The organism is Paenibacillus dendritiformis (assembly GCF_021654795.1).
GTDB lineage: Bacteria > Bacillota > Bacilli > Paenibacillales > Paenibacillaceae > Paenibacillus_B.
The window spans coordinates 838,086-861,663 of the sequence record NZ_AP025344.1 but is presented as its reverse complement, the minus strand read 5'-3'; the positions used below and the strand labels follow the sequence as shown (position 1 = coordinate 861,663).

22 protein-coding genes are annotated in these 23,578 nt (G+C 55.3%); 5 read left to right on the top strand and 17 right to left on the bottom strand.

All coding sequences use genetic code 11. The annotated features are described in order from the left end of the window. Positions 1 to 216: 216 nt before the first annotated feature. The 11 genes from L6439_RS03735 to L6439_RS03685 form a co-directional block, all read right to left on the bottom strand. Entirely contained in the window at positions 217 to 1,365 is a 1,149-nt protein-coding gene (locus L6439_RS03735; RefSeq protein WP_168179574.1) for an ABC transporter permease, read from the bottom strand. 1 nt (position 1,366) lies between these two features. After that, positions 1,367 to 2,491, bottom strand: coding sequence for an ABC transporter permease (locus L6439_RS03730; protein ID WP_213470463.1), 1,125 nt, complete (start codon positions 2,489 to 2,491; stop codon positions 1,367 to 1,369). A 14-nt stretch (positions 2,492 to 2,505) separates the two neighbouring features. Further along, positions 2,506 to 3,447: an ABC transporter ATP-binding protein gene (locus L6439_RS03725; protein ID WP_168179576.1), complete on the bottom strand. Its 942-nt coding sequence runs from the start codon at positions 3,445 to 3,447 to the stop codon at positions 2,506 to 2,508. Between the two features lie 125 nt (positions 3,448 to 3,572). Then, positions 3,573 to 4,688: a sensor histidine kinase gene (locus tag L6439_RS03720; protein ID WP_168179577.1), complete on the bottom strand. Its 1,116-nt coding sequence runs from the start codon at positions 4,686 to 4,688 to the stop codon at positions 3,573 to 3,575. 20 nt (positions 4,689 to 4,708) lie between these two features. Continuing rightward, complete coding sequence (locus tag L6439_RS03715; protein ID WP_213470462.1) at positions 4,709 to 5,422, bottom strand: response regulator transcription factor; 714 nt, start codon at positions 5,420 to 5,422, stop codon at positions 4,709 to 4,711. 140 nt (positions 5,423 to 5,562) lie between these two features. After that, the gene (locus L6439_RS03710; RefSeq protein WP_213470461.1) at positions 5,563 to 6,864 is read right to left on the bottom strand and encodes a pyrimidine-nucleoside phosphorylase; all 1,302 of its coding nucleotides are present in this window, start codon (positions 6,862 to 6,864) and stop codon (positions 5,563 to 5,565) included. Between the two features lie 79 nt (positions 6,865 to 6,943). Beyond that, on the bottom strand, positions 6,944 to 7,651 hold the full coding sequence (gene deoD, locus L6439_RS03705) for a purine-nucleoside phosphorylase (RefSeq protein ID WP_168179580.1): 708 nt from the start codon (positions 7,649 to 7,651) through the stop codon (positions 6,944 to 6,946). Between the two features lie 80 nt (positions 7,652 to 7,731). Then, positions 7,732 to 8,922 carry a NupC/NupG family nucleoside CNT transporter gene (locus L6439_RS03700; protein WP_168179581.1) on the bottom strand — a complete coding sequence of 397 codons (1,191 nt, stop codon included), beginning with the start codon at positions 8,920 to 8,922 and terminating at the stop codon, positions 7,732 to 7,734. 83 nt (positions 8,923 to 9,005) lie between these two features. After that, positions 9,006 to 9,404, bottom strand: coding sequence for a cytidine deaminase (locus L6439_RS03695; protein WP_168179582.1), 399 nt, complete (start codon positions 9,402 to 9,404; stop codon positions 9,006 to 9,008). Positions 9,405 to 9,461: 57 nt separating this feature from the next. After that, complete coding sequence (gene deoC, locus L6439_RS03690; protein ID WP_168179583.1) at positions 9,462 to 10,127, bottom strand: deoxyribose-phosphate aldolase; 666 nt, start codon at positions 10,125 to 10,127, stop codon at positions 9,462 to 9,464. A 259-nt stretch (positions 10,128 to 10,386) separates the two neighbouring features. Continuing rightward, a complete protein-coding gene (locus L6439_RS03685; protein ID WP_168179615.1) occupies positions 10,387 to 11,322 on the bottom strand; it encodes a DNA-binding transcriptional repressor DeoR in 936 nt (311 codons plus the stop codon). Positions 11,323 to 11,704: 382 nt separating this feature from the next. Here L6439_RS03685 and L6439_RS03680 point away from each other — a divergent pair, with 382 nt between their 5' ends. Continuing rightward, complete coding sequence (locus tag L6439_RS03680) at positions 11,705 to 12,433, top strand: 3-ketoacyl-ACP reductase (RefSeq protein ID WP_168179584.1); 729 nt, start codon at positions 11,705 to 11,707, stop codon at positions 12,431 to 12,433. A gap of 617 nt (positions 12,434 to 13,050) precedes the next feature. Here L6439_RS03680 and L6439_RS03675 read toward each other — a convergent pair. Continuing rightward, positions 13,051 to 14,100, bottom strand: coding sequence for a 2,3-butanediol dehydrogenase (locus tag L6439_RS03675; RefSeq protein WP_168179585.1), 1,050 nt, complete (start codon positions 14,098 to 14,100; stop codon positions 13,051 to 13,053). A gap of 242 nt (positions 14,101 to 14,342) precedes the next feature. On the opposite strand from L6439_RS03675, the gene L6439_RS03670 reads away from it, so the two are divergent. Continuing rightward, positions 14,343 to 15,371, top strand: a complete 1,029-nt coding sequence (locus L6439_RS03670; RefSeq protein ID WP_168179586.1) for a LacI family DNA-binding transcriptional regulator — start codon at positions 14,343 to 14,345, stop codon at positions 15,369 to 15,371. Between the two features lie 65 nt (positions 15,372 to 15,436). Here L6439_RS03670 and L6439_RS03665 read toward each other — a convergent pair whose 3' ends face one another. From L6439_RS03665 to L6439_RS03650, 4 genes are all read right to left on the bottom strand, one after another. Then, positions 15,437 to 16,012, bottom strand: a complete 576-nt coding sequence (locus L6439_RS03665) for a PepSY domain-containing protein (RefSeq protein WP_168179587.1) — start codon at positions 16,010 to 16,012, stop codon at positions 15,437 to 15,439. A gap of 112 nt (positions 16,013 to 16,124) precedes the next feature. Beyond that, positions 16,125 to 16,682: a PepSY domain-containing protein gene (locus tag L6439_RS03660; protein WP_213470459.1), complete on the bottom strand. Its 558-nt coding sequence runs from the start codon at positions 16,680 to 16,682 to the stop codon at positions 16,125 to 16,127. Between the two features lie 116 nt (positions 16,683 to 16,798). Further along, positions 16,799 to 18,172 (bottom strand): sensor histidine kinase, encoded by a 1,374-nt coding sequence (locus tag L6439_RS03655; RefSeq protein ID WP_168179589.1) that lies wholly within the window; start codon positions 18,170 to 18,172, stop codon positions 16,799 to 16,801. Further along, the gene (locus L6439_RS03650; protein WP_168179590.1) at positions 18,169 to 18,867 is read right to left on the bottom strand and encodes a response regulator transcription factor; all 699 of its coding nucleotides are present in this window, start codon (positions 18,865 to 18,867) and stop codon (positions 18,169 to 18,171) included. Before L6439_RS03650 ends, L6439_RS03655 begins: the two co-directional genes overlap by 4 nt. A 210-nt stretch (positions 18,868 to 19,077) precedes the next feature. On the opposite strand from L6439_RS03650, the gene L6439_RS03645 reads away from it, so the two are divergent. The 3 genes from L6439_RS03645 to L6439_RS03635 all read left to right on the top strand — a co-directional run bounded on the left by L6439_RS03645 (position 19,078) and on the right by L6439_RS03635 (position 22,981). Further along, complete coding sequence (locus L6439_RS03645; protein ID WP_213470458.1) at positions 19,078 to 20,358, top strand: hypothetical protein; 1,281 nt, start codon at positions 19,078 to 19,080, stop codon at positions 20,356 to 20,358. A gap of 486 nt (positions 20,359 to 20,844) precedes the next feature. Continuing rightward, positions 20,845 to 21,558: a response regulator transcription factor gene (locus tag L6439_RS03640; RefSeq protein WP_213470456.1), complete on the top strand. Its 714-nt coding sequence runs from the start codon at positions 20,845 to 20,847 to the stop codon at positions 21,556 to 21,558. Continuing rightward, the gene (locus tag L6439_RS03635; protein WP_213470454.1) at positions 21,551 to 22,981 is read left to right on the top strand and encodes a sensor histidine kinase; all 1,431 of its coding nucleotides are present in this window, start codon (positions 21,551 to 21,553) and stop codon (positions 22,979 to 22,981) included. The genes L6439_RS03640 and L6439_RS03635 overlap by 8 nt, the downstream gene beginning before the upstream one ends. Before the next feature lie 74 nt (positions 22,982 to 23,055). Here L6439_RS03635 and L6439_RS03630 read toward each other — a convergent pair whose 3' ends face one another. Continuing rightward, positions 23,056 to 23,568 (bottom strand): ferritin, encoded by a 513-nt coding sequence (locus L6439_RS03630; protein WP_168179594.1) that lies wholly within the window; start codon positions 23,566 to 23,568, stop codon positions 23,056 to 23,058. Positions 23,569 to 23,578 lie beyond the last annotated feature (10 nt).

Below are 23,578 nucleotides of genomic sequence, written 5' to 3'. Positions count from 1 at the left end.
TCCCCCTTTACGATGCGAAAAGCATGCCTGTCGACTATTCTATCATGGTTGACTCCGAAATCTCAAAGGAGGCAATGCCTATGTCAACGTCCACACCATGCAATCTCCACACGGAGAAATTCGCGGACATTCCCGGAAGAAAAAGAGGGGCTTATCTCCCCACTTGCGATGTTATCTATGCACGGCGACGGTTCTCGCTGCCGCCCCGCTTCCGGCTTACACGAACTGCCGGATGTCGTTGTTGCGGCCGAAGCGAAAGATTGCGATGAGCGCAAAGACCGCGGCGAAAGCAATCAGAATCGCCATATTGAGAGCCAAGCTGCCGAACGCAACGCCTTGCTGCAGTTGATTGATCATATCCAACAGCCAATGCTGCGGCATGAAGTGCGAGATTTTGCGCATCGTGTCCGGCATGATGTCCATCGGGAAGAAGCAGCCGGCGAGCAGGCATGACGGCGTAATGATCAGATTTTGCAGGGCGCCAGCGCCCGCGCTGGTCTTCGAGAACGCGACGATCAGGAGCGAGAGACTGATGGCCGTCAAGGCGAACAGGAACAGTGCCGCGATCATCGTGCCGTACGGGATGCCCGAGTCAATATGGAGAATATTCTTCATCACGATCAGCGTGACCGTAATCTGCAGCAGCATAATGACGACATTGACGGCCACGTTCGAGAGCACGTACGTCCGTGCAGAGACGGGTGCGGACAGCAGCCGCAGGAATGTGCGGTTCTCTTTCTCCTTCAGAATCATCTCCGACATGCTGACCGCGGAGTACATCATGAACGCGACGAGGAAGCCAATCGATTGATACGTCATGGACTTCAGGTTCGACGTATCCTCCAGCGTCTCGGACGTCACCTTGAACGGCTGCTGGCTGTATGCGGCATAGATGGTGTCGAACCGGGCGTCATCGCCTCCCGCACTGCGGCCGATCGCGGCCGCGTTGCCGACATGGCTGTGAAGCATCGCTTTGACGTAAGCGGTGACCTGCGTCCCTTTTACGGAGATGATGTCCAGATGTTCCGGCTGGCCGGCCCGCACGCTTGCGGCGAACCCTTCGCCGAACACGATGCCGCTGTCCAGCCTGCCTGCCGCGATATCGCGCTTCATCGCCGCTTCATCCATAGCCGTGACCTTAATCTGACTCAAGCCTTCCAGGAAGCGGATGGCATCCTGCGTAATCGCCTGATTGCCGTCCAGATTCGTCAGGCCGACGCGGAGCGTCCCGCTGCTATTGTTCGCGTACAGCATCATCGTCACCAGCACGCCCACGACGGGCAGGCCGAAGTAGACGAGCCAGTTCTTTTTGTTGCGGAATGTCTCGGTCATTGTTTTGCGGATAAGCCATATCACTTCGCTCATATTATAACGCCTCCCGTCTTCGCATAGAGATGACCGCGATCAAGAGAAAAATAGCCGCAATGCCGGTATTCAAACCGATAGCCGGCCACCCTGCGGCCGCATTGCCGGCATAGATGATCTCCGTCAAGGCCGTATTGGCCCAACGCAGGGGCGACAGATTGGTGAGCCAGGTCATAAAGCCCTCCGTCTCGCCAATCGGAAAATACGCCCCGCCGAGAAACGAAGCCACCTGCGTAAACATCATGGCGATGCCTTGAAAGCCCTCGCCCTGAAACAGGAAGCTGACCGCGAGTCCCAAGCTGACTGCGAGCAGCACCTCGGTCAACAGCAAGAGAAAGATCATGCCGTAATGCGTCCCCCAATCGGCTTGAAAGGCGAATTTGCTGAACAAGACGACCAGCAGGACGCACAGCAGATTGATGAACGTGCTCCCGATGACTTTTCCGATGAATATCTCTCCTTTGCCGATAGGAGCCGCTATTAAGCGAATCGACGTATGGCGGATGCGCTCCCCGCGGAACAGATAACCGGATGAGAAGACCGAGTAGAGCGCGATCATCGTCGTCATCGCAATCGCGTAGTACCCGAAGGAGTCCGGACGCTTATCCGGATTCAGCGCAGTCTCGCGGATGAAATCGCCGCTCTCCCCGACCCCGCTGACGATGGACCGGGCTGCCGCCGGATCCGAATGGAAAGCCGCGGCCATCAGCGAGTAGCGGTCGGCGAACGTGCTCAGCATCCCCTGAATAAGGTTGCTCTCAATCGTATTCTTACTGCTTCCATAGAACTTGATCCCGTCGCCGTCAAGCTCCGCATAAGCGGTAAAACGGTTCGTGCGGACCTCCTCCTGTCCGTTCATGCCGGCGGCGGCCTGCACCACTTCAACGCCTTCCTGCTCAATCGCCTGCACGAACTGGCTCCAGGCTGCCGTTCCTTGCGAATCGGTCCATTCATTGCGGACGAGCAGCCGCAGACCGTCAATCTCTACGCCGTCCGTGAACGCGTTCGTGAGCGCGGCCCCAAGAATCAGCATCAATGCGATCGGCAGAGCGAGCATAAACACAAAGGTTCGGGTATTGCGGAGATTGGATTTGATTTCTTTGAGCGCGATATTCCAAATATTCATGGCGCCGTTCCCCCTTAGTCCCGCAAATTCCGGCCGGTTAAGGTCAGGAACACCGTCTCCAGATTCGGCGCTTGCTCTTCGACCGATCGGATTTCCACCTGATCCTTGATCAGCTGCTGGATAATCCGGTTCAGATTGTTGATTTCCGCTTTGGATATAATTTTGAGCATCTGCTCCTCAAGCCGAACCGAGGTGACGCCCTGGATCTGCCGGATCGCATCCACTTCAAGCGCGGGGTCCGATGACTTGATGCCGATCCAGATCTCCTTCGATTCGGTAATCGTCGCGGTCAATTGCTCCTTCGTGCCTTCCGCGATAATTTTGCCGTGATCGACGATGGCGATGCGGGTGCAGATTTCTTCGACTTCTTCCATGTAATGGCTTGTGTAGATGATGGTGCAGCCCATCTCGTTCAGCTTGCGCACCGAGCCCAATATATAATTGCGGGAATGCGGGTCGATCCCGACCGTCGGTTCATCCATAATGATCAGCTTCGGCCGATGAGCGATGGCGCAGGCAATGTTCAATCGGCGCTTCATGCCGCCCGAGAAGTTTTTGGGGAAGCTGGCAGACTTGTCTCCCAAGCCTACGAAGTCCAGCGCTTCTTCGGTGCGCTTCTTCAGCAATTCCCCTCTCAGGCCATACAGGCCGGCAAAAAAATGAACATTCTCATAGGCCGTCATATCCTCGTAAATCGCGAGGTCCTGGGGCACGATGCCGATGTTCATTTTGGCGAAACGGTTATGCTTCGCGATGTTTTTGCCGAGCAGGCTGATCTCCCCCTTGGTGCTCCGCAGCAGGGACGCGATCATATTGATCGTCGTGCTCTTGCCCGCGCCGTTGGCGCCCAGAAAGCCAAAGATTTCCCCTTCGCGCACGTTCAGCGATATATTGTCGACGGCGATGAAATCACCGAATTTTTTGGTTAAATGGCGAATTTCCAATACGTTGCTCATCCGGATCGCTCCCTCCATGGTTCTGTCCGTATTGTAATAAAAAAGGATGCGCTTATGTCAGTGCATAAGTTCATCCTTTCTCCATGAGAATCTTCATTTGTTCGGCATGAGAATGTTCACGGGCCTCATCGGCCTCCGCAAGGCAGAAGGGTCGTCACGGTAAAGCCATTCGTCCCATCGACGATAACTGTGCCTCCCGCGGAAGCGGCCCGTTCCTCCATGCCTACCATCCCAAGTCCTTTTACGACCTTCTCCGCCCCGACGCCGTTGTCCGAGACGACCGCCTTGATCAATTTGTTCAACACCCGAACCTCAACATGGATGGCGGTGGCCTGCGCATACTTGAGCGTATTCGTGACCGCCTCGGTCGCATTCTGCTGAATGATCTTCCATTGCAGCGGCGTGATAGCGTCGATATCCCCGTCGTAGGCCAGTGTCGCGGCCACGCCTTCCCGGGCCGCCAGCTCGTCGACGAATAAGCGGAGCCGGTTGATCCCCATCTCCTCCGGCCGCGGCTTCATGTCCTTGAGCGTCAAGCGGATGCGCTCCAGTCCGTCCTTGGAGATCGCGACGGCATTGCCCAGCAGTTCGGACGCCTTGTCCCGGTCGGCGGCCAGCAGCCGCCGCGCCGCCTCCATCTGGATGAGCGCCCCCGCCATGGCATGGCCGACGTCGTCATGAATCTGCTGGGAGAGACGGTTCCGCTCCTCCAGCTTGATCGTATATTCAGACTGGCGAATATATTCATTGTTCTCGCTCAAGGTGCGGGCCAGCCGCTGCAGCTCTCCCCGCATCTTCTCCCGCTCGTTCTCCAGCCTGGCCAGCCTGCCGCTGAGCCCGCTGCCGCAGGCGTACAGCAAGTAGCTGAGCAGGGCGCTCAGCAAGTATAGCGGAATCAGATCGGAAGGAATGAAGAGCAGCGGCGGCAGCATGCATACGAAGGCGAGCAGCCTCCGATCCGAGCAGGAAGAGACGAATTCGTACACATTGATCGGAAGCAGCAGCAGGAACAACGGGTCCAGCCGGATCGCGCACACGATGACGAATGCGGCGGAGCAGGCGATCAGGGTCTGTTTGAGCCGGATGTTTTTGAAAATGGGCACTGTGATATTTACGGCGAGATACAGCAAATAGGAGAGAATATGCCACGAGCTTGCCGCGGAAGCGAAATTCATCAGAAACGAGGCCATCACCAGATAGCCCAGCACCACCGCTTTATTGCCGATCGTCCATAATTCCATAGGCGATAGATCTCCTAACTCTATTCATCCGATGTTCTCGCTTCACCCGTCAAATAATAGATCGCAATCTGCGTGCGATGCTCGAGTCCCGTTTTATTCAAGATCGAGGTGATGTAGTTGGCGACGGTTCCTTCGGAGATGAACAGCTTCTTGGCGATTTCTTTGTTGGATAAGCCGCGGGCGATATGGTCCATCACGCCCAGCTCCCGTTCGGTGAACGGGCTGCGGTCGATTTTGCATCCGTTCGAATCGGCCGCTGGCGGCGATGTTGTCCCTCCCGAATCGGGAATGGCCGCGTCCGGGGAAGAAGAATGATCTGCGGCAAGGTTGGCTTTGATCTTGTCCAGCACGACATCCTGCAAGACGTGATGGTCGTTGCAGACACTTTTGATGGCGTCGCGAATCCGTTCGGGATCATTGTTCTTGAGCAGATATCCGCGCGCTCCCGCCCGGATGGCCTCCAGGACGAACTCATCGTCGTCGAACGTCGTCAGAATGAGCGGCTTGACCTTGGTCTGCTCCGTCAACAGGCGGGCCGCCTCGACCCCGTTCATATTCGGCATCCGCACATCCAGCAGCGCGACGTCCACGTCGTGCCTCTTGCAAAAGGCGACCGCCTCCGCCCCGTCCTCGACCGTGCCGGCCACTTCAAATTCCTCAAAGCTGGATAATATGATTTTCATGCCTTCCCGTATGAACGAATTATCGTCTGCGATCAGCACTTTGATAGTCAACTTCGGTCTGCCTCCTGTCGCGCGATCTTCATTTCTGTAGTATGACCGATAATCCCGCCGCCGCGCAAGTTTTTTTCAAGCGCCTATACGCCCGACAGCCCCCGTCTTAGAGCAAGACGAGGGCTGCACGATGGATTGGCTTATTCGGTTACAATATCATGCACGAGCACCGGCGCTTCGGCATGGTCGCCAATGCGGATGTTCGCGTAAATCTTCTCAATCACATCGTCAACGTTCTCGCGGTTGGCATGTATCGTGACCAGGGACTCGCCTGCCTGCACCCGGTCGCCGATCTTCTTGTTCAGCATCAGGCCGACCGCCAGATCGATCTCGGAATCCTTCGTCGCGCGTCCCGCGCCGAGCAGCATGGCCGCCGTTCCAATCTCGTCCGCGACGATCTCGGCGACGACGCCGTCCTGACGTGCCGGGACCTCGATCAGGAAGGACGCTTGCGGAAGCAGACTCGGATCGTCCGCCACGGCTGGATTGCCGCCCTGATTCGCGAGGAATTCCTTGAACTTCTCCAAGGCCTTGCCGTTGCGGATAACTTCCTTCAATTGCTCCTCCGCTTCTTCCAACGATGCGGCCTTGCCCGCAAGATAGACCATCTGCCGGCCAAGCGCCAGGCACAGCTCCTCCAGATCGGCCGGCCCGCGTCCGCGCAGCGTATCGATCGCTTCCTGCACTTCCAGGGAGTTGCCGATCGCGCGCCCAAGCGGCTGGCTCATATCCGAAATGACGGCCATCGTCTTGCGGCCGACGTTGTTGCCGATGCTGACCATCGCGTGTGCCAGCTTCTTCGCATCCTCGGCCGTCTTCATGAAGGCGCCCGCCCCTGTCTTCACGTCAAGGACGATCGCATCGGAGCCTGCCGCGATCTTCTTGCTCATAATCGAGCTCGCGATGAGCGGAATCGAGTTCACCGTGCCGGTGACATCGCGGAGCGCATACAGCTTCTTGTCCGCCGGCGTCAGATTGCCCGTCTGTCCGATGACGGCAATCTTATGCGTATTGACAAGGTTCACGAACTCGTCCGTGCCGATCTCGACATGGAACCCTTCGATCGATTCCAGCTTGTCGATCGTGCCGCCCGTATGGCCGAGCCCGCGCCCCGACATCTTCGCCACCGGAATCCCCAATGCCGCGACGAGCGGCGCCAGCACGAGCGTCGTCGTATCCCCGACTCCACCGGTCGAATGCTTATCCACCTTGATGCCTTCAATGGCCGACAGATCGATCGTGTCCCCGGAGTTCACCATCGCCATCGTCAGATCGGCCCGTTCCCGCTCCGACATATCCTGAAAATAAATGGCCATCGCCCAGGCGCTCACCTGATAATCGGGAATGTCTCCCTTCGTATATCCTTCGATGACGAAGTTGATCTCCTCCGTCGTCAGCTCCTTGCCATCCCGCTTCTTCGCAATCAAATCCACCATTCTCATCGTTAATGCTCCTCCCTGTCTCCCGTTGATTGATGCGCTGCCCCGTCTGAGGCGGGCTGTATGCCAAGAACCCGAACCGCTAGATCGAGATTGCCGTCTCCAGCGCGACCTCCATCATGTCATGGAAAGTCGTCTGGCGCTCGGCGGCGGTCGTCTCTTCCCCGGTCAGCAAATGATCGCTTACCGTCAATATCGTTAACGCCTTGACGCCGTATTTCGCGGCAAGCGTGTACAGCGCCGTCGTTTCCATTTCGACTCCGAGCACGCCGTAATCCATCAGCTTCTTCACGACGGATTTGTCGCTGCGGTAGAACATATCCGAGCTGAATACATTGCCGACATGCAGCTTCAATCCCTTGGCCATGCCTCGTTCATAGGCCGCTTGCAGCAAGGGGAAGCTGGCAATCGGCGAATAATCGTACCCGCTGAATTCGTGGCGGTTCATGCTCGAATCGGTGCAGGATGCCTGGGCAAGAATAACGTCGCGAACTTGCACATGCTCCTGCATCGCGCCGCAGGTGCCGACCCGGATTAAATGTTTGACGCCGTAATCCGCAATCAGCTCATTGACATAGATGCTCGTCGTCGGAATGCCCATGCCCGTGCCTTGAACCGACACCCGCTTCCCGCGGTAGGTGCCGGTGAAGCCCAGCATGCCCCGCACCTCGTTATAGCATACGATGTCCTCCATATACGTCTCCGCAATATGCTTCGCTCTAAGCGGATCGCCCGGAAGCAGTATCGTCTCGGCAATCTCGCCTTGCTTCGCTCCAATGTGAACGCTCATCCCGTTCCTCCTCCGTTAGCCTGCGAGCCCGTTCCGCATCGGAACTACGGGAACGCGGTTCTATTTTTTTCTGCCAATCCTTACAGGAACAGCCCGGCAATCGTGGCCGACAGCACGCTGACCAGCGTGGCACCGTACAGCAGGCGCAGGCCGAAGCGGGCGACCGTATTGCCCTGCTTCTCATGCAATCCCTTCACGGCCCCGGAAATAATGCCGATGGACGAAAAGTTCGCGAACGAGACCAGGAAGACGGATACGATGCCAATGGTCCGCGCAGACATTGCTCCATCCTTCGTCATGGCGGACAAATCAAGCATCGCCACGAATTCATTCGCCACCATTTTCGTCGCCATGATGCTGCCCGCATCGACCGCTTCCTTCCAAGGCACGCCCATAAGGAACGCGATCGGCGCGAAAATATATCCCAAAATCTGCTGGAAGGTAATCCCGAACAATGTCCCGAACAGGCCGTTAATCAACGCAATCAGAGCGACGAACCCGATCAGCATCGCGGCGACGGTAATCGCTACCCTGAATCCGTCCATAATGTATTCGCCCAGCATCTCGAAGAAGGATTGCTTATGCTCGTCCTGAACTTCGAGAATATCCTCTTCCTTCGACACGGTGTACGGATTCAGTATCGATGCGATAATGAACCCCCCGAACAGATTCAGCACGAGTGCCGTGACCACATATTTCGGCTCGATCATCGTCATGTATGCCCCCACGATGGACATGGAGACCGTCGACATGGCGGAAGCGCACAGCGTATACAGACGGCGCTCCGGCAGCATCCCGATTTGCTTCTTGACCGAAATAAACACTTCCGACTGCCCCAATATGGCGGAAGCAACCGCATTATACGATTCCAGCTTGCCCATGCCGTTCACCTTGCTGAGCAGCAGGCCGATATATTTGATAATGAACGGTAAGATTTTCGTATATTGCAAAATGCCAATCAGTGCGGAAATAAACACAATCGGCAGCAGAACCATCAGGAAAAATTGCGTGCCCTGCCCTTCGTTCACGATTCCGCCGAACACAAAGTTAACGCCTTCCGCCGCGTAGGCCAGCAGCGCTTCGAACACGGAGGCAAATCCCCGAATCAGCGTCTCGCCCACCGTCGTGTTCAACAATACGAAAGCGAGGACAATCTGCAGCACAATCATTTGCGCCAGCGGCCGATAGCGGATGCGGCCCCGGTCCTTGCTCGCCAGGTAAGTCAGTCCGAATACGGCCAGCAATCCGACGATAGCAATCACATATTTCATCTCAAGTTCCTCCCAAGCTCAAGCATGCAAAACAAACCCGGATTCCTGTTACCGCTTACAAAAGGCCCAGGACAGGAAAGCGATTAGCTGTCCTGATCCATGTCTTCTGCGGAAAAAGCGCCCGGAAGCAAACGGGATATCGTCCACTCCTCGGTATGGCCATGAAGATTCGACAAAAAGATTCTCGTGCCGCCGTCGCAAAATTCAGCCAGCACCTGACGGCACGCGCCGCATGGGGCGACCGGACCTTCGGTATCCGCGACGACGGCGATGGCCTCGATCTTCTTCTCGCCCTCGGACACCGCCTTGAACACGGCGGTTCGCTCTGCGCAGTTCGTTAAGCCATAGGAGGCATTCTCCACGTTGCAACCGCGAAAGATTTTCCCGCCGGCGAGCACGGCGGCCCCGACCTGAAACCGGGAATACGGCGCATAAGCCTGCTTGCGCGCTTCCAGTGCCTCTTGAATCAATTGCTCCTTCATGATCTGCTCCTCCTTATCGGCGCTTCTCCGCCAACGTTTGCTTTCTTCCACAGCAATTCAGTATGAAGATGACGACTCCAGGCCATTCATAATGCTTACTCCGGAACTCGCTCCGATTCGCGTAGCTCCCGCTTCAATCATAGTGTTCACATCTTCCAGGCTGCGTACTCCGCCGGAGGCTTTCACGCCAGCTCGCTCTCCGACCGTACGGCGCATGAGCGCCACGTCTTCCCGCGTAGCTCCGCCTGTAGAGAAGCCCGTCGATGTCTTCACGAAGTCCGCGCCGGCCTTCACCGCCATCTCGCAAGCGCGAACCTTCTCCTCTTCCGTAAGCAGGCATGTCTCGATAATGACCTTGACAAGCGCTTTCCCCGCAGCGGCTTCGACGACCGCCGCGATGTCGCGCTCCACCTCGTCATCGTTCCCTGCCTTCAGTTGGCCGACGTTGATGACCATATCGATCTCAGTCGCCCCGTTCGCAATCGCGTCCGCCGTCTCGTAGGCTTTGACGGCCGTCGTCGAAGCGCCAAGCGGGAAACCGATGACCGTGCACACCTTGACCGGGGTGCCGGCAAGCTGCTCGGCGCAATACGATACCCATGCGGGATTGACGCATACCGAGGCAAACTGGTATCGTTTCGCTTCTTCTGTCAGCTTCGTAATCTCGTCCTTCACTGCGTCTGCCCGCAGCAGCGTGTGGTCGATCATTTGCGCAATGCTCATGCTGTACACCCCTTAAACAAATTAGTCATCATATTATTTATAGATTAACCATATTGATTTCACAGGTATCATAACATGCGCCTGAACCGATGTAAACATTTCATAGAAATTATGTTCATTGCAAATTCGTGAACTTGCATGCCGGCAAGTTATATTTTGTCATATTTTTGCCTTAAGCATACAAAAAAGCCCCTTGGAAAAGGCGGAGGGACTTGTCCTCCACTAATTCCAAGGGGGATAGCTCTTGTCATATTATGCATTATTGCAGCAGCGCTTGCGCCGTGAATTGATCCGTCACGATAATATTGGCGTACTTGCCGACAAGCGCGGCCCGAATCGCTTCGACCTTATGCCGGCCTCCGGCGATGAGAATCGATTTCTCCTTTTTCCGGAGATCCGGCAAATCGATTCCGACGGTCCGGTTATTAATATCTTCGCTGCATATATTCCCGTCCTTGTCGAAGAAGCGCGAGCAGATGTCGCCGACACCGGTGCGCTGCAGCAGCTTCTTCTCTTCCTTGTTCAAATATCCCAGTTGGAACAGCAGGGCGTCATCATTCACGGTGCCCACGGTAAAGACCGCGATATTCGCTTGCTTCCCCAATTGAATAATCCGGTGGATATGCCGATCTTCCTCCACCATCTGCTTCAGGGCAACGCTGTCGAATATAACGGGCAGCGGCAAATATCTGGCAATCGTCTGGAACGCCGCCGCGAATAAATTGACCGTCTCCGCCGCATACGTATTGACATGGGAATAGCTGATGCCGCCTTTTAACTGAACAACTTCGACGCCGCGCACCTGCTTCTCCTGCAGCCGAACCGCCACGGCGTGCATCGTTCTCCCCCAGGTTACCCCGATAATGTCCGTATCCTGAACCGTCTCCACTAAATAGTCGGCCGCTTTTTGGCTAATATTTTTCTGAATTTCGTGGTATTCATTCACGGGGGAATAGCATACGAGCGCCGTATCCAGTTCATACTTCTGCTTGACGCGCTCTCCCAATTCATCCAGATCCTCGAGGGGATCGACGATGTTGATGCGAACATAGCCCTGATCTTTGGCATACTGCAGTAGCCTCGATACCGTCGGACGGGAGACGCCGAGCATGGAAGCGATCTCGACCTGACTATAATCTGACATGTAGTACATTCTTGCGGCTTCGATACTAAGCCGGCGTTTATCCTGATCCATCATGACAACCCGCTTCTCGTGGTATTAGTCTCATCATCCTGGCTTCTTGCCTGCAAAAATACACGGTAGTGCAGTTAGCAATATACTACCATACAAACTCGAACATTTAAACGAACCCTTGCCTTCAGTGGCCGGAACCGGCCATTGCCCCCTGACGCGCCGTGTGATGCCGTGCCGCTGCTAAGATGCTTTAGGATGAACGATGGATATGATCTTGTCCGCTGGTTCACCTATAATAAAGAGAGCACGCTCTGTGAACCTGCTCGTCCAAAGACGGCGGACCCTGCATACGCGGCGCTCCGCGGGGATCTGCGGGATCGGAGTTATTTGGCATGTACCCTGCGCTAACGCGCTTGATGAACCCAAAAAGGAGAGTTGTACGATGGAACTGAACAATCTCGCGAACAAGACGGCCCTGATTACCGGGGCAGGAAAAGGAATCGGCAAAGCATTAGCCGTCGCGCTTGCCAAGGAAGGCGCGCATCTCGGGCTAATCGCCCGCACGCAGTCTGATCTGGAGGCGCTTAAGGCCGAGCTGGCCGGGCAATATGATGTCAAGGTTGCGATCGCGGCGGCAGATGTCGGCGTGCAAGCCGAAGCGGAGCAAGCGGTAGCTTCCATCCAGGAGCAGCTCGGCGCGATTCATATCGTCATCAACAACGCCGGCATCGCCTCCTTCGGCACGCTGGCCGACATGCCGGTGGAGGAATGGGAGCGCATCATTCGGGTGAACCTGATGGGCACCTATTATGTGACGCGCGCCGTGCTGCCGGGCCTCATCGCCCAGAACGAAGGCAGCATCATCAATATTTCTTCGACGGCGGGCGAACGCGGCTTCGCGACCGGCTCGGCCTACAACGCGTCGAAGTTCGCGGTCATGGGCTTGACCGAGGCGTTGATGCAAGAGGTGCGCAAGCATAACATTCGCGTCACGGCGCTCACGCCAAGCACCGTCAATACCGAACTGGCCGTGAATGCCGGGCTCAAAATCGGCGACGAGGACCGGATGATGCAGCCGGAGGATGTCGCCGAGCTCGCGCTCGCCGCCCTGAAGCTGCCGCAGCGCGTCTTCGTCAAGACCGCCGGCATCTGGACGACGAATCCGCAGTAGGCCTGTCTGCCTCCGAACGAAGCCGTCCAACCTTATGAAGGGGCTGTCTCATAAGCAGTTTTGGGCTGCTGCAGTGAGACACCCCCTTCTTCCCATAACTCGACGGGCCGAGAAGCTGTAAAAATGCAGTTTTTCCTTACAGCGTTTACTTCCTTACAGGGATTGCTGCAAAACTGCATCAATTTCAGCCTTTCCAGCAGGTGGAAGGCCAAAATCGCCGAAAATGATGTACTTTTGCAGGATTGGCTTCCGATCGCAGCTGAAATAGCGCAAATTCCTGTATTAACGCAGGATTTACACTGCCTGATCCATCTTCCGCCACGTTACTTATCTGCTTAAGGAAGATCCGTCTGCCGTCGTCTCCTTTTCTAATGCGCATCGCATCGAACAGCCGGCCCTCTTCCTCAAACGCTCTCACCTCGAGGTTATCGGCCGTCACGACCACTAGCACAAAATACGGCACGCCAACGATTGCGAGTATGCTATTCCCGCTATCCCTTTCTACCTAAAGGACCAAACATAGTTCCGATGTATAAATCAAGCTGATCCCTAGCAAAAAGAAAAAACCAGATCCCCGCTCACGCAGAGATCCGGCCTATCTATCCAGCCTATCTTTACTATTCCGCTTTGACCAAAATTTTGACCTGGTTCTTCTCGGCCAGGAGGGTATCGAAGCCCTCAGTCACGACTTCGTCAAGCTTGATGCGCTTCGTCACGAGCTTGCCGGCAGGGAAATAGCCTTTTTCCATCAAGCTGATGACGGCCGGGAATACATCGCGGTAACCGATAATTCCCTTCATCGTCCGCTCCTTCATGACGATATCATTCGGCATGATTGGAGCCTCGCGCTCGAAGATGCTCACGATCATCACTTCGCCGCCGAGACAAGTGGAATGAATCGCATTCGTCAACACAGCGGGAACGCCGGTCACCTCATAAGCGACGTCTACGCCGCCATTGGTCCGTGCGTGAAGCTCTTTGACGACATCGACCTTGGATGGATCGAGCCCGATGGCGCCCAATTCCTCGGCTTTTTTGCGGCGCTGCTCGGACAGCTCCACGGCATAGATTTCCGCCGCTCCGGATGCTTTCAACGCCTCAATGACAAGCAAGCCGATTGGCCCGGTTCCGAACACGGCGGCCCGATCGCCGACCTTCAGCTTGCTCTGGCGGACGGCATGCAGGGCCACCGCCGACGGCTCCACCAGCGCGCCTTGCTCATAGGACACGCTGTCCGGAATCTTGTGCACCATATATTCTTCCGCCGCCACGTACTCGGAGAAGCCTCCGCCTCCTCCGGCCAGGCCAAGGAAGCCCATCGTGCTGCACAGATTATATTTCCCTTGTCTGCAGGCATCGCATTCGCCGCATGCGTAGATTGGCTCGACGACGACGCGGTCCCCCGCCTTCACCTTGGTCACGCCTTCCCCGACTTCGACGACCTGTCCCGAGAATTCATGGCCCATAACGATAGGCGCTTTCTCTCCCGTAATGGGATGAGGAGCGCCTTCCGGAATGAAGATTGGTCCTGCTGTATATTCATGCAAGTCGCTGCCGCAAATGCCGCACCATTCGACTTTAATTTTCACTTTGCCTTTGAGAGCCTTCGGTTCCTCGATGTTTTCCAGGCGCAAATCCTTCACGCCATGCCATCTCAAAGCTTTCACTGCGATCATCTCCCTGGACGTGTAGATAATGAGTGGTTCAATAGGTTGCTAATGTGGAAAATCAAGAATCATTCCGGAAACGTTTCCGATATTAAATATGTCACATTGTCACGCTAATGTCAAATCTGCTCCTTGTTTTGTGAAAAAACAATGAAGAATCCGGATTCTATGGTATGATGTTCTTGATTTGTTCACATGATGAAAGATGGAAGGATTTCCGGAAAAGGCAGGAGGATGGAAGAATGGGCCGCAACAAAGTAACGATAGAGGACGTAGCCGCAAAAGCGGGTGTCGGGATCGCGACCGTATCGCGAGCGATCAACGATGCGGAAGGCATCAGCGCGAAGACGAAAGCAAAGGTGATGGCGGCCGTCGAGGAGCTTGGATTCATTCCCAACACTTCTGCCCAGAGCTTGAAGGTTCGCCAGACGAAGCAAATCGCTCTCGCCGTGCCGGATATCCGGAATGCGTTCATCCCGGAAATCGCCTATGCGGTCGAGCAGGCGGCCAAGCATTACGATTACCGCGTCGTTCAAATCAATACGCTGGGCAACGCGCGCGCAGAGCTTGAGATCTTGAAGGAGGCCAAAAAGCTGCATGTCGACGGCCTGATTCTGCTGCCGCTCGCCTATCCGAAAACATTGAAAGACTGGATCAATAAATCCGGTCTCCCGATTGCGATTATTAACTACGGCAAAAAATTGGACGCGGACATCAAAGCCGATATCGTGAGCATGTCCGCTCAGGAGGGCCGGCTTGCGATGGAGCATCTCATCGGCATCGGCCGCACGCGCATCGCGTATGCGGGCGCGCCCAAGGACATTATCGAGGAGCGGTTTTTCGCTTATGAGGACGCCTTGCATCAAGTCGATATCTCGCTCGTCTATTTCGGCGACGATTTCTCGCTGCAGACCGGGATGAGGGCCGCGGATTACTTCGCCGGACTGGCGCATATGCCCGACGCCGTGTATGCGGGCAACGACATGATCGCGATCGGGCTGCTCAACCGGTTCAAGGAGTTAGGCGTCCGCGTGCCTGAAGATGTCGCCGTCGTCGGGATCGACAATATCTTTTGGGGGACGATTACGACGCCGAAGCTGAGCTCCGTCTCGATTATGGGCGCCGAAGCGGCGCGAGTGGCCGCGGAACTGCTGCTGAACCGGATAATCGAGCAGAAGCGGGGCGTGTACGAGCGGGTTCAATTCGAGCCGCGCCTTATCGTGAGGGAGTCAAGCGTACCGATGACCCGGACTTCACGGCAGTTGGATTGATACAGGCGGCCATAAAAAAGAGGGGAGCCCGTCCCCTCTGCCGCCTTATGCCGCCTTAGGCCGCATTAATCGTCCCACTCATCATCCTCGTCGGCGTCATTTACCTCTTTGTCCACAATTTTGCCAGTATACTTGTCGATTTTGTATTCGAGGTCGCGATTTCCGCTTCGAATTTCGATTTCGTAGACGTGTTTGCCGGAATCGGTCTCAATCACCTGGCCCGGCGTATCTTGAAGCGCGATGGCGACCGCTTGCTTCTTCGAAATGGTCGCTGTGCGCTCCTTCGCTTGGCTTGGGCGGCGGTCACGCTGACGCTCGTCCGCGTCATCGTCATCATCCCGTTCGACCTTGAGCACCTTGCCGGACAGGGCGTCCAATGTCACTTCATTGTCGTCACGTCCGTCTGCCGTCGCGATTTCGACCTCAAATACCGTGCGGCCGTGCTCTTTTTTCAACTCGACGCTTCGGATGTCGCCATTGATTTCCCGGAGAGCAATCTCCTCGGCCTGCTTCGAGGTCAGGATTTGGCCCCCCTGCGTCAAGCTCTTCACGGATCCGTTCGCCGTGCCTACGGCCGCGGCACCTACGGCCCCTCCAAGCAATAATAAGCCTGCCATGCTGGCGATAAATGTGCGTTTCATATTCTATTGCCTCCTTCATAAGGTGTTACCCTTACGATAGACAACGAAAATGAGGATACGGGGATAGAAAAATGAGAATTTGCTGAGAAGCAGCCGGTCTTTCCGATCGGCCTCAGTCATCCCAGGTGACCGATTTGACCTCCCCCGTTATCGCGTTGATCTGTACCGTTCCATCCTCGCCGTCTTCCCGATCGATTTCGACCAGGTAATAGGCGACCCCGTCCGAATGGATCAGGTCAATGTCATCGACTTTCCCGTCCACCGTCTTGAGCGCGATAGCCGCCGCTTCGTCCTCCGTAAGCCGTTTTTGGGGCTTCCGCTTCGGCTTCGGCTCCGGCTTCTGTGACGCGGGCGGCTTCTGCTGATCCGGCTCCACGGCGGGCGGCTTGGCTTCCGGATCTGGCGCGGCCTTTGTCCTTGTCATCCCGGCGATTTTGCCTTTATTCCTGTCAATGCGGACTTCATACGTTCCCGTATCCAGTTCCATCGTCACCCGGTATCCATGCGGAAGCTCGCTGACTTCCACCACTTCGCCCTTGTACATCTCCTTCACTTTGCTGGCCGCTTCGGCCGCGGACAGAGGCTCGGCCAAGGTAAGCAGGCGAACAAGCTGCCAGACCACAATGGCAAAGAACGCAATGACGGCTGCGCCCAGCCATGCTTTTTTCATGTTTGCGCCTCCCTATTTCCAGACTCCCTCACCTGTTTTTCTCCAGTATACATGAGCAACATGAGAAATCGCTGAGCTTGAGCTTGCGGCGCTCGATCGGGCAGAGAGGACGGCGTTCAATATCGAGAAGCTGGCTCTGAACGCGCCTTCTTAAATGTAAGTCGAACGATGGTGCCCTGGCCTTCCATGCTCTCGATGCGAATATCGGCTTCCAGCGCGTCCGCAAGCTCCTTGGCGAGCGCCAGACCCAGGCCGAAGCCGCCCTTCGCTCTTGTTCTCGCCTTATCGACCCGGTAGAACCGGTCGAAAATTTTGTCCAACGACTCCGCCGGGATGCCGATGCCCCTGTCGCTAACCTCGACCACCGCTGTCCGGCCTTCCTTTTTAATGCAGACCCCGATCGCTTCCTCGCTATACTTCCGCGCATTATCCATCACGATGTAAAACAATTGTTTGCATTTTTGAACGTCGGTGTCGATAATCACCTCCGCTTCCCTCTGCAGCGCGATACCGCGGTGATACGCTTTTTCAAAAGCGCGGACCCAGCCTTCCACCATATGCCCCAGATCAACGGGCTCCATCGTGACCTTCCACATCTCGTCATGCTTCGCCAGCAGCAGCAGTTGCTGGGTCAGATCCTTCATCCGAATGGCTTCCGAATGTATCGCCTCGACCGATTCGTCGAACAGCTCGGGCTGCTCCTTCCCCCTTCTTTTCAACAGGGATGCATAGGATTCGATAATCGTCAGCGGCGTCTTCAGCTCATGGGATGCATTGGAAATGAACTGGCCCTGCTTCTCGTAGTTGACCTCGAGGAGATCCATCATATGATTGAATGTATCGCCCATCTGATAGAGCTCGTCCTTGGATTTCTTCGGCAGCGGAATCCGCTTGAACTGCCCGCTTCGCTGAATATCTCGCATCGTCGCAATCATCGATGAGATCGGCCGGGTAATGAGGTTGCTCAGCAGCTTGGACGAGATCAGGACGGGAAGAATGGCAAGCCCCGACACCAGAATCAGGACCACCCGCAAAATAGCAAGCATATCGGCGGTGGGCTTCAAGCTTTCCGTCACTTGCAGATTGGCGACCTCGCCGCCATGCCATACGATCGGAAGCGACACGAAAACATGCGGAATCCCCTGGTAGGCGACAATGCTGCGCTCTTCCTGCCGATAATAGGCAACGGGGAGATCGCGAAGCTCCTTCAGCTCCGGCGGCGCAACCGCCGCGCCCCGGCTTCCGTCCGCATTGACGATCTGGAGAATGCCGCGGAGCGGCGCATAGGCCCGCAGGAGGTCGTCGGGCGGAATGGATGTGCCGGCCTCATTCATTCCCGCCAGCGCCTGCCGGGCTTCGGCGGCCACTCTGTCCGCTTCCCTGTCCAATATCATGCTGCTGAAGATATAGTAAATGGCCGCGCTGACAACCAGGATGAGCGCGATGAACAATACCGAAGTGTAGAGATTGATTTTATTTCTAAGCTTCATCTCGGATCCCTCAGCACATACCCTACTCCGCGCACGGTATGAATCAGCGGCGTCTCATAGGGCTTGTCGACCTTATGGCGCAGATAGCGAATATACACTTCCACAATATTCGTATCCCCGTAATAGTCGTACCCCCACACTCCATCCAAAAGCTGCTCCCTGCTCAGCACCTGCCGTGCATGCTTCATCAGATACGCGAGCAAGCCGAATTCGCGGGGCGTCAGTTCAATGCGGTCCTCCCCGCGCTTCACTTCATGGGTCAGCTCGCTCAAGCTCAGATCGGCGACCGTGATCCACTCGGGCTGAATGTCGGCGGCCGGGGGGAGCCTTCTCATTCGCAGCGAGGCGCGAATACGGGCGAGGAGCTCTTCCATCTGGAACGGCTTCGTCACATAATCGTTGGCCCCCAGATCAAGGCCCGATACTTTATCCTCCACGGAGTCCTTCGCGGTCAGCATCACGACCATCGTATGCGGATCATGCGCGCGGATGCGGCGCAGCAGCTCGATTCCGCTAATGCCGGGCAGCATCACATCCAGCAATATCAAGTCCCAGGACTGCTCCTGGAACAGCCTGAACCCATCCAGGCCGTCCAGCGCCTTGCCTACCTCATACCCTTCATATGTCAGCTCCAGCTCCAGCACGCGGGCAATTTTTTCTTCATCTTCGACGATCAATATTTTGGGCTTATCCATAATCGGCCTCGTTCTCCTCCGCCAATGATCTTTGCTTTCTAAACTCTTCCCATACTTCAGAATTTAGTATAAACGGAGCCCTTCATTCCGTCTAACACCGAACCCTCATTCCCTGGGAAATAAATACACCCCCATAGCTCCCCGTTGCTTCATATTCACCGATTGAGAATGGTAAGATGAAAGCATCAAGGATTATCGGAGGGCCCCGCCATGGATAAGCGAATGAAAGAATGGATGGACGCCGCCCAGCAGAAATTCGGACTGGGCAGCTATTACTTGCATTCCTATGAATTGTATCGTGAAGTCATGCTCCTGAACGAGACCGGCTATTTTCTCAGCATGGAATGGTTCCCTTCCCATATCGCGGACTGGGAGGAAGACAGCAACCCGGAAGGGACAGCGGTCATTACCGTAAATTTGCATACCGGCCAATATAAAAGCGTCATTTTTGTGGGCGGGAAATCATGTGCTTCGGAGACGCCGTTCCAGGATGCCGGCCGGAATGAAGTCATCCGGTGGATGGAGGCGGAAGCCGGGATCGAGTATGGCAAGCAGTTCCGCTTGGACATGGAACAGGAGGGAGAATATCACTTTACCGCATGCATCGACGGCGTTCCCCTCTCTCCCGGCGGGCGGGCCGAGCTTCGCTTCGATGCGGAGGGCAAGCTCACCTTTTACAGCGTGTACGGGACATTCCCGGACCGTTCCCTTCTGGAAGAAGCGGACGATTCGTTTATTCTTACGCTGGAAGCGGCGGAGCCGCTGGCGAAGAAGCAATTGAAGCTGCTGGAGCTTCCCTTGCTGGAGGAGCAGCGGATCATTCCGGTGTATGGTCTGGAGGAAATCTATATTGTCAATGACGGCTTATCCGTCATCCCGTTCGATATCCACAGGAATACGGGAATGAGCGTAAGTCTCGATAAGCTTATGGCTTGGGAGCAGCCGGCGACGGAGCAGAAGCCTTTTGAGAGAATCGAGCTCGAGCTGCACGAGACCGTTACGCTGGAACAAGCGGCATCCCGTGAGCCGCATCCCGATTCCTCTCCGATTACGGAAGAGGAACAAGCCATGTGCATTGGCGCCGCCGAAGCCGCCTTGCGCCAGATCTATCCGCAGGATTCGGGACAGTGGGTGCTCAAAAGCTTGCAGCGGGACAGGGGATACATTCAAGCGGTATTAAGACCGGGCACGCCCAGCAATCGCGTGTTCCAGCGCAAGCTGCTCCTGTTCCTCGATTCCCGTCAATACACAGTCATCAATTATATGGATAACGCGCCGCTGCTCTCCATGTTCGATGACTTCCAACGCGAAGAGAAGGTTGCGGTCAGCCATGACGAGGCTTATGACAAGCTCAAGGGACGGCTCGAATTAACGCCTGTCTACGTATATGATCCGGAGCGGAAAAAGTATCTGCTCTGCGGCAAGCTGGATTGCCGCTACGGCGTGGTAGGCGCCAGCGGGGACGTGGTGGAGCTGAATCGCTTGCACTGAGGTGCCAAAGCCTCCCTCGCATACTGAGGGAGGCTGGACGATCAATGTGCCATCCCGATTTGTTCACGAACCTTTTGACGTACTTCCGGATTGGCAAGAACCCCATTTAAAAAGGCATTCAGCTTCTCTTGGATGTTCGATAGGCCTGCTTCGCGATATTTTTTAAAAACCACAAAATTTTGGTAAAGTTGTAATCCCTATTCATGGCATGCATCGCTGTATTTAAAATATAGTTGGCGGATCCGCCTTTGAAGCCTACATGCTGGAACATTTCCTGGTTCCCAGGGCTTTGCGCCGGCCCTTCCTGTTCCTGGTACTTCAAGCCGCTGTGCGCGCTCAAGAAGACGCGCGTAAAACGCGGGAAGGCCTCCAGTCAACCGCAACGGCCGCGAATCTTACAATAACCTTACGCCGAAGCCAGGGAGAAGGAGTTCGCCGGCAGAGAGCGAATGATTCCTAAAATCAGTCCAACAGGAGGAATGATGGATGCACAAAACGGTGTTAATCGCCGATGACGAGCCGGATATCGCAAGTCTGCTCAAGCTCTATCTGGAAGCGGAAGGGTTAACCGTGATGGAAGCGGGGAATGGAGCGGCGGCCATGGATATGCTGCGCCAAGAGGCCATCGATCTCGCGATCGTCGATATTATGATGCCGGAATTGGACGGCTATCAGTTGATCAAGAGCGTACGGAAGGAATATAAGCTGCCGATCATCATTATTTCCGCCAAAAACCGGGACGCCGACAAAATTATCGGACTGGGCCTGGGGGCGGATGATTTCATTACAAAGCCGTTCAGTCCCCTGGAGGTGGTGGCGCGCGTTCAGGCGCAACTGCGCCGAACATATGAATTCAACGATTATCCCTCTTTTCAGGACAGCCCGCACACGCGTGTCGGCGCCTTCGCGCTGGATCACCACGCTTGCGCCCTCTATAAACGCGGCGAGCATATCGCGCTGAGCGCGAATGAATATAAGCTGCTGAAGCTGCTGATGGGTTCGCCAGGACGCATATTCACGAAAAAACAAATTTTCGAGAAGGTATGGTCCGAGCCCTATATCGCCGATGACAACACCGTCATGGTGCAAATCAGCCGGCTGCGGGAAAAGATCGAGGACCAACCGAGAAATCCGGTCTATCTCAAAACGATCCGGGGACTCGGGTACCGGTTTGCCAAAGAGGAAGAGTGCCGTGAGTAACCGAAACAAGCTGTTTCGTCTTCTGATCAAGAATTATATTTTCTTCTCTTTTACGCTGGGGCTGATTATGTTCGGGCTGCTGAGCTTGCTCGCTTACCAGTTGGATCGCGAGTTGAACGGGCCGCGGCCCGCGGATCTGACGGCCAGCGAGATTGTCCGGCCGCACGTGGAGGAGATTCCATCGGAGGCGATCCAATCCTTCGGCGGTTGGGTCGAGATCCTGAATGAACAGTTGGAGATCGTGCATGTCGAGGGCAAGAAGCTGGATCAGGCGACTGCCTATACGGAAAAAGATCTTAACGCCCTGTTATACGATCAAAAAGGGAAGACGTACACGGTCTCGCTCGCTCCGTTTACGGCGCATGACGGACAGAACCGCTATGTTCTTGTCAAAATTCCTGCCCAATATGCGGCCCAAAATATTGAGCTTAAGGAAATGAACCGCGACGAACATAAGATATTCACCAAAATCATGATGCAAATATTGGCTTTATTCATCGTGTTGTTCAGCCTTAATACATATTTCTACAGCCGATGGACCGCGCGCAAAATTACGAATCCGCTAAGCGCTGTCGCGGAAGCCATCAAAAACGTCGCGAACGGCCATTACTATAAAAGACTGAATGTGAAAGCGAATCACGAAATCGCGCAAATTCAGGATCACTTTAACATCATGGCTGAGCGGCTGGAGAAGGCGGAGCAGGAGAAGAACAGATTGGAGGCGAACAAGCAGCGGATGCTGGTCGATATTTCCCACGATCTGAAAACGCCGATCACCACGATTCAAGGTTACGTGGAGGCTCTGCAGTTGGGACTCATTCATGAGGAAGACAAGAAACAAAAAACATTGAACCTGATTCAAGAGAAAACACAGCTCGTGGCGGCCTTGATCGAGGACGTGTTCGAGCTGTCCAAGCTGGAGCTCCCGGACTATCCGCTGACGACCGAGGTGGCCGATATCGCGGAATGTCTGCGCGAGATCGCCGCCGAATGGTATGGCCCGTTCGAGGACAAGCAGTTCATCTTCGAATATGCTCTTCCCGCGCACGAAGTGAACATCCCGTTCAACGCGAAATTGTTCTACCGCGCCATCTCCAACCTGCTCGCCAACGCGCTCAAATACAATCCGGAGGGAACCCGCGTAACCCTTGAATTGACGGAACGAAACGATGAAATCGAGATTTTGATCGCCGATAACGGCATCGGTATCGCAGAGGAGCTGCGGGACAGGATTTTCGATGCCTTCGTCCGCGGCGATTCGTCCCGGCGAAGCGACGGAGGGACCGGGCTCGGCTTGACGATTGCCAAGCATATCGTCGAGAAGCACCGGGGCCGGATTCGCTTGGATGTGTTAAATGGCGGACGGGAGAGCACCACCGGCGGGCATGGCACGATATTCCGAATCGTGCTGCCAAGAAGATAATAGGCGGGAACAGCCAAAAGCTGCTTTCCCATGAGCTTGTTCAGGGAAAACAGCTTCTTGTTGGCGGATGCAGCTTACGCTTCGCCGGCCGGCGGCGTGAAAGTGCGCTTGGCGAGCTCGGCATCGAGCATATAGAAGGCATTGCTATCATTATCAATGCGGCGCAGCTTCTGGATGATGCTGTCGAAGGTCGCTTCTTCCTCTACCTGCTCGTCAATGAACCACTTGAGGAAGTTGATCGTCGCATGCTCCCGCTCATCCCACGCGATATCCGACAATTCATAGATTCGCTTGGTCACCGTCTGTTCATGCTCATAGGAATGCTCGAAGGCGTCCAGCAAGGAGGCGTACTCATTCTGCGGATGGTCCATGCCGCTGACAATGGCCCGTTTGCCCAGCGCATTGATAAAGTGGTAAATTTTCATCCCGTGGAATTTCTCTTCCTCCGACTGCACGATGAAAAAGTTCGCGAACCCGTCAAAGCTCTCCGACGAACAATAAGCCGCCATCGCCAGGTACACCTGGGAAGAATAAAATTCATAATTCATTTGATCGTTCAACTTCGCAAGCAGCTTGTCGCTTAACATCGGATCACTC

What these genes read in the sequence shown, in the direction of transcription:
- deoD (WP_168179580.1), bottom strand. Translation starts at nt 7,651, where the DNA reads ATGAGCGTTCACATTGGAGCGAAGCAAGGCGAGATTGCCGAGACGATA.
- L6439_RS03660 (WP_213470459.1), bottom strand. Translation starts at nt 16,682, where the DNA reads ATGAAAAAAGCATGGCTGGGCGCAGCCGTCATTGCGTTCTTTGCCATT.
- L6439_RS03720 (WP_168179577.1), bottom strand. Translation starts at nt 4,688, where the DNA reads ATGGAATTATGGACGATCGGCAATAAAGCGGTGGTGCTGGGCTATCTG.
- L6439_RS03730 (WP_213470463.1), bottom strand. Translation starts at nt 2,491, where the DNA reads ATGAATATTTGGAATATCGCGCTCAAAGAAATCAAATCCAATCTCCGC.
- L6439_RS03680 (WP_168179584.1), top strand. Translation starts at nt 11,705, where the DNA reads ATGGAACTGAACAATCTCGCGAACAAGACGGCCCTGATTACCGGGGCA.
- L6439_RS03650 (WP_168179590.1), bottom strand. Translation starts at nt 18,867, where the DNA reads ATGGATAAGCCCAAAATATTGATCGTCGAAGATGAAGAAAAAATTGCC.
- L6439_RS03630 (WP_168179594.1), bottom strand. Translation starts at nt 23,568, where the DNA reads ATGTTAAGCGACAAGCTGCTTGCGAAGTTGAACGATCAAATGAATTAT.
- L6439_RS03700 (WP_168179581.1), bottom strand. Translation starts at nt 8,922, where the DNA reads ATGAAATATGTGATTGCTATCGTCGGATTGCTGGCCGTATTCGGACTG.
- L6439_RS03725 (WP_168179576.1), bottom strand. Translation starts at nt 3,447, where the DNA reads ATGAGCAACGTATTGGAAATTCGCCATTTAACCAAAAAATTCGGTGAT.
- L6439_RS03735 (WP_168179574.1), bottom strand. Translation starts at nt 1,365, where the DNA reads ATGAGCGAAGTGATATGGCTTATCCGCAAAACAATGACCGAGACATTC.
- L6439_RS03710 (WP_213470461.1), bottom strand. Translation starts at nt 6,864, where the DNA reads ATGAGAATGGTGGATTTGATTGCGAAGAAGCGGGATGGCAAGGAGCTG.
- L6439_RS03670 (WP_168179586.1), top strand. Translation starts at nt 14,343, where the DNA reads ATGGGCCGCAACAAAGTAACGATAGAGGACGTAGCCGCAAAAGCGGGT.
- L6439_RS03695 (WP_168179582.1), bottom strand. Translation starts at nt 9,404, where the DNA reads ATGAAGGAGCAATTGATTCAAGAGGCACTGGAAGCGCGCAAGCAGGCT.
- L6439_RS03640 (WP_213470456.1), top strand. Translation starts at nt 20,845, where the DNA reads ATGCACAAAACGGTGTTAATCGCCGATGACGAGCCGGATATCGCAAGT.
- L6439_RS03655 (WP_168179589.1), bottom strand. Translation starts at nt 18,172, where the DNA reads ATGAAGCTTAGAAATAAAATCAATCTCTACACTTCGGTATTGTTCATC.
- deoC (WP_168179583.1), bottom strand. Translation starts at nt 10,127, where the DNA reads ATGAGCATTGCGCAAATGATCGACCACACGCTGCTGCGGGCAGACGCA.
- L6439_RS03665 (WP_168179587.1), bottom strand. Translation starts at nt 16,012, where the DNA reads ATGAAACGCACATTTATCGCCAGCATGGCAGGCTTATTATTGCTTGGA.
- L6439_RS03685 (WP_168179615.1), bottom strand. Translation starts at nt 11,322, where the DNA reads ATGGATCAGGATAAACGCCGGCTTAGTATCGAAGCCGCAAGAATGTAC.
- L6439_RS03645 (WP_213470458.1), top strand. Translation starts at nt 19,078, where the DNA reads ATGGATAAGCGAATGAAAGAATGGATGGACGCCGCCCAGCAGAAATTC.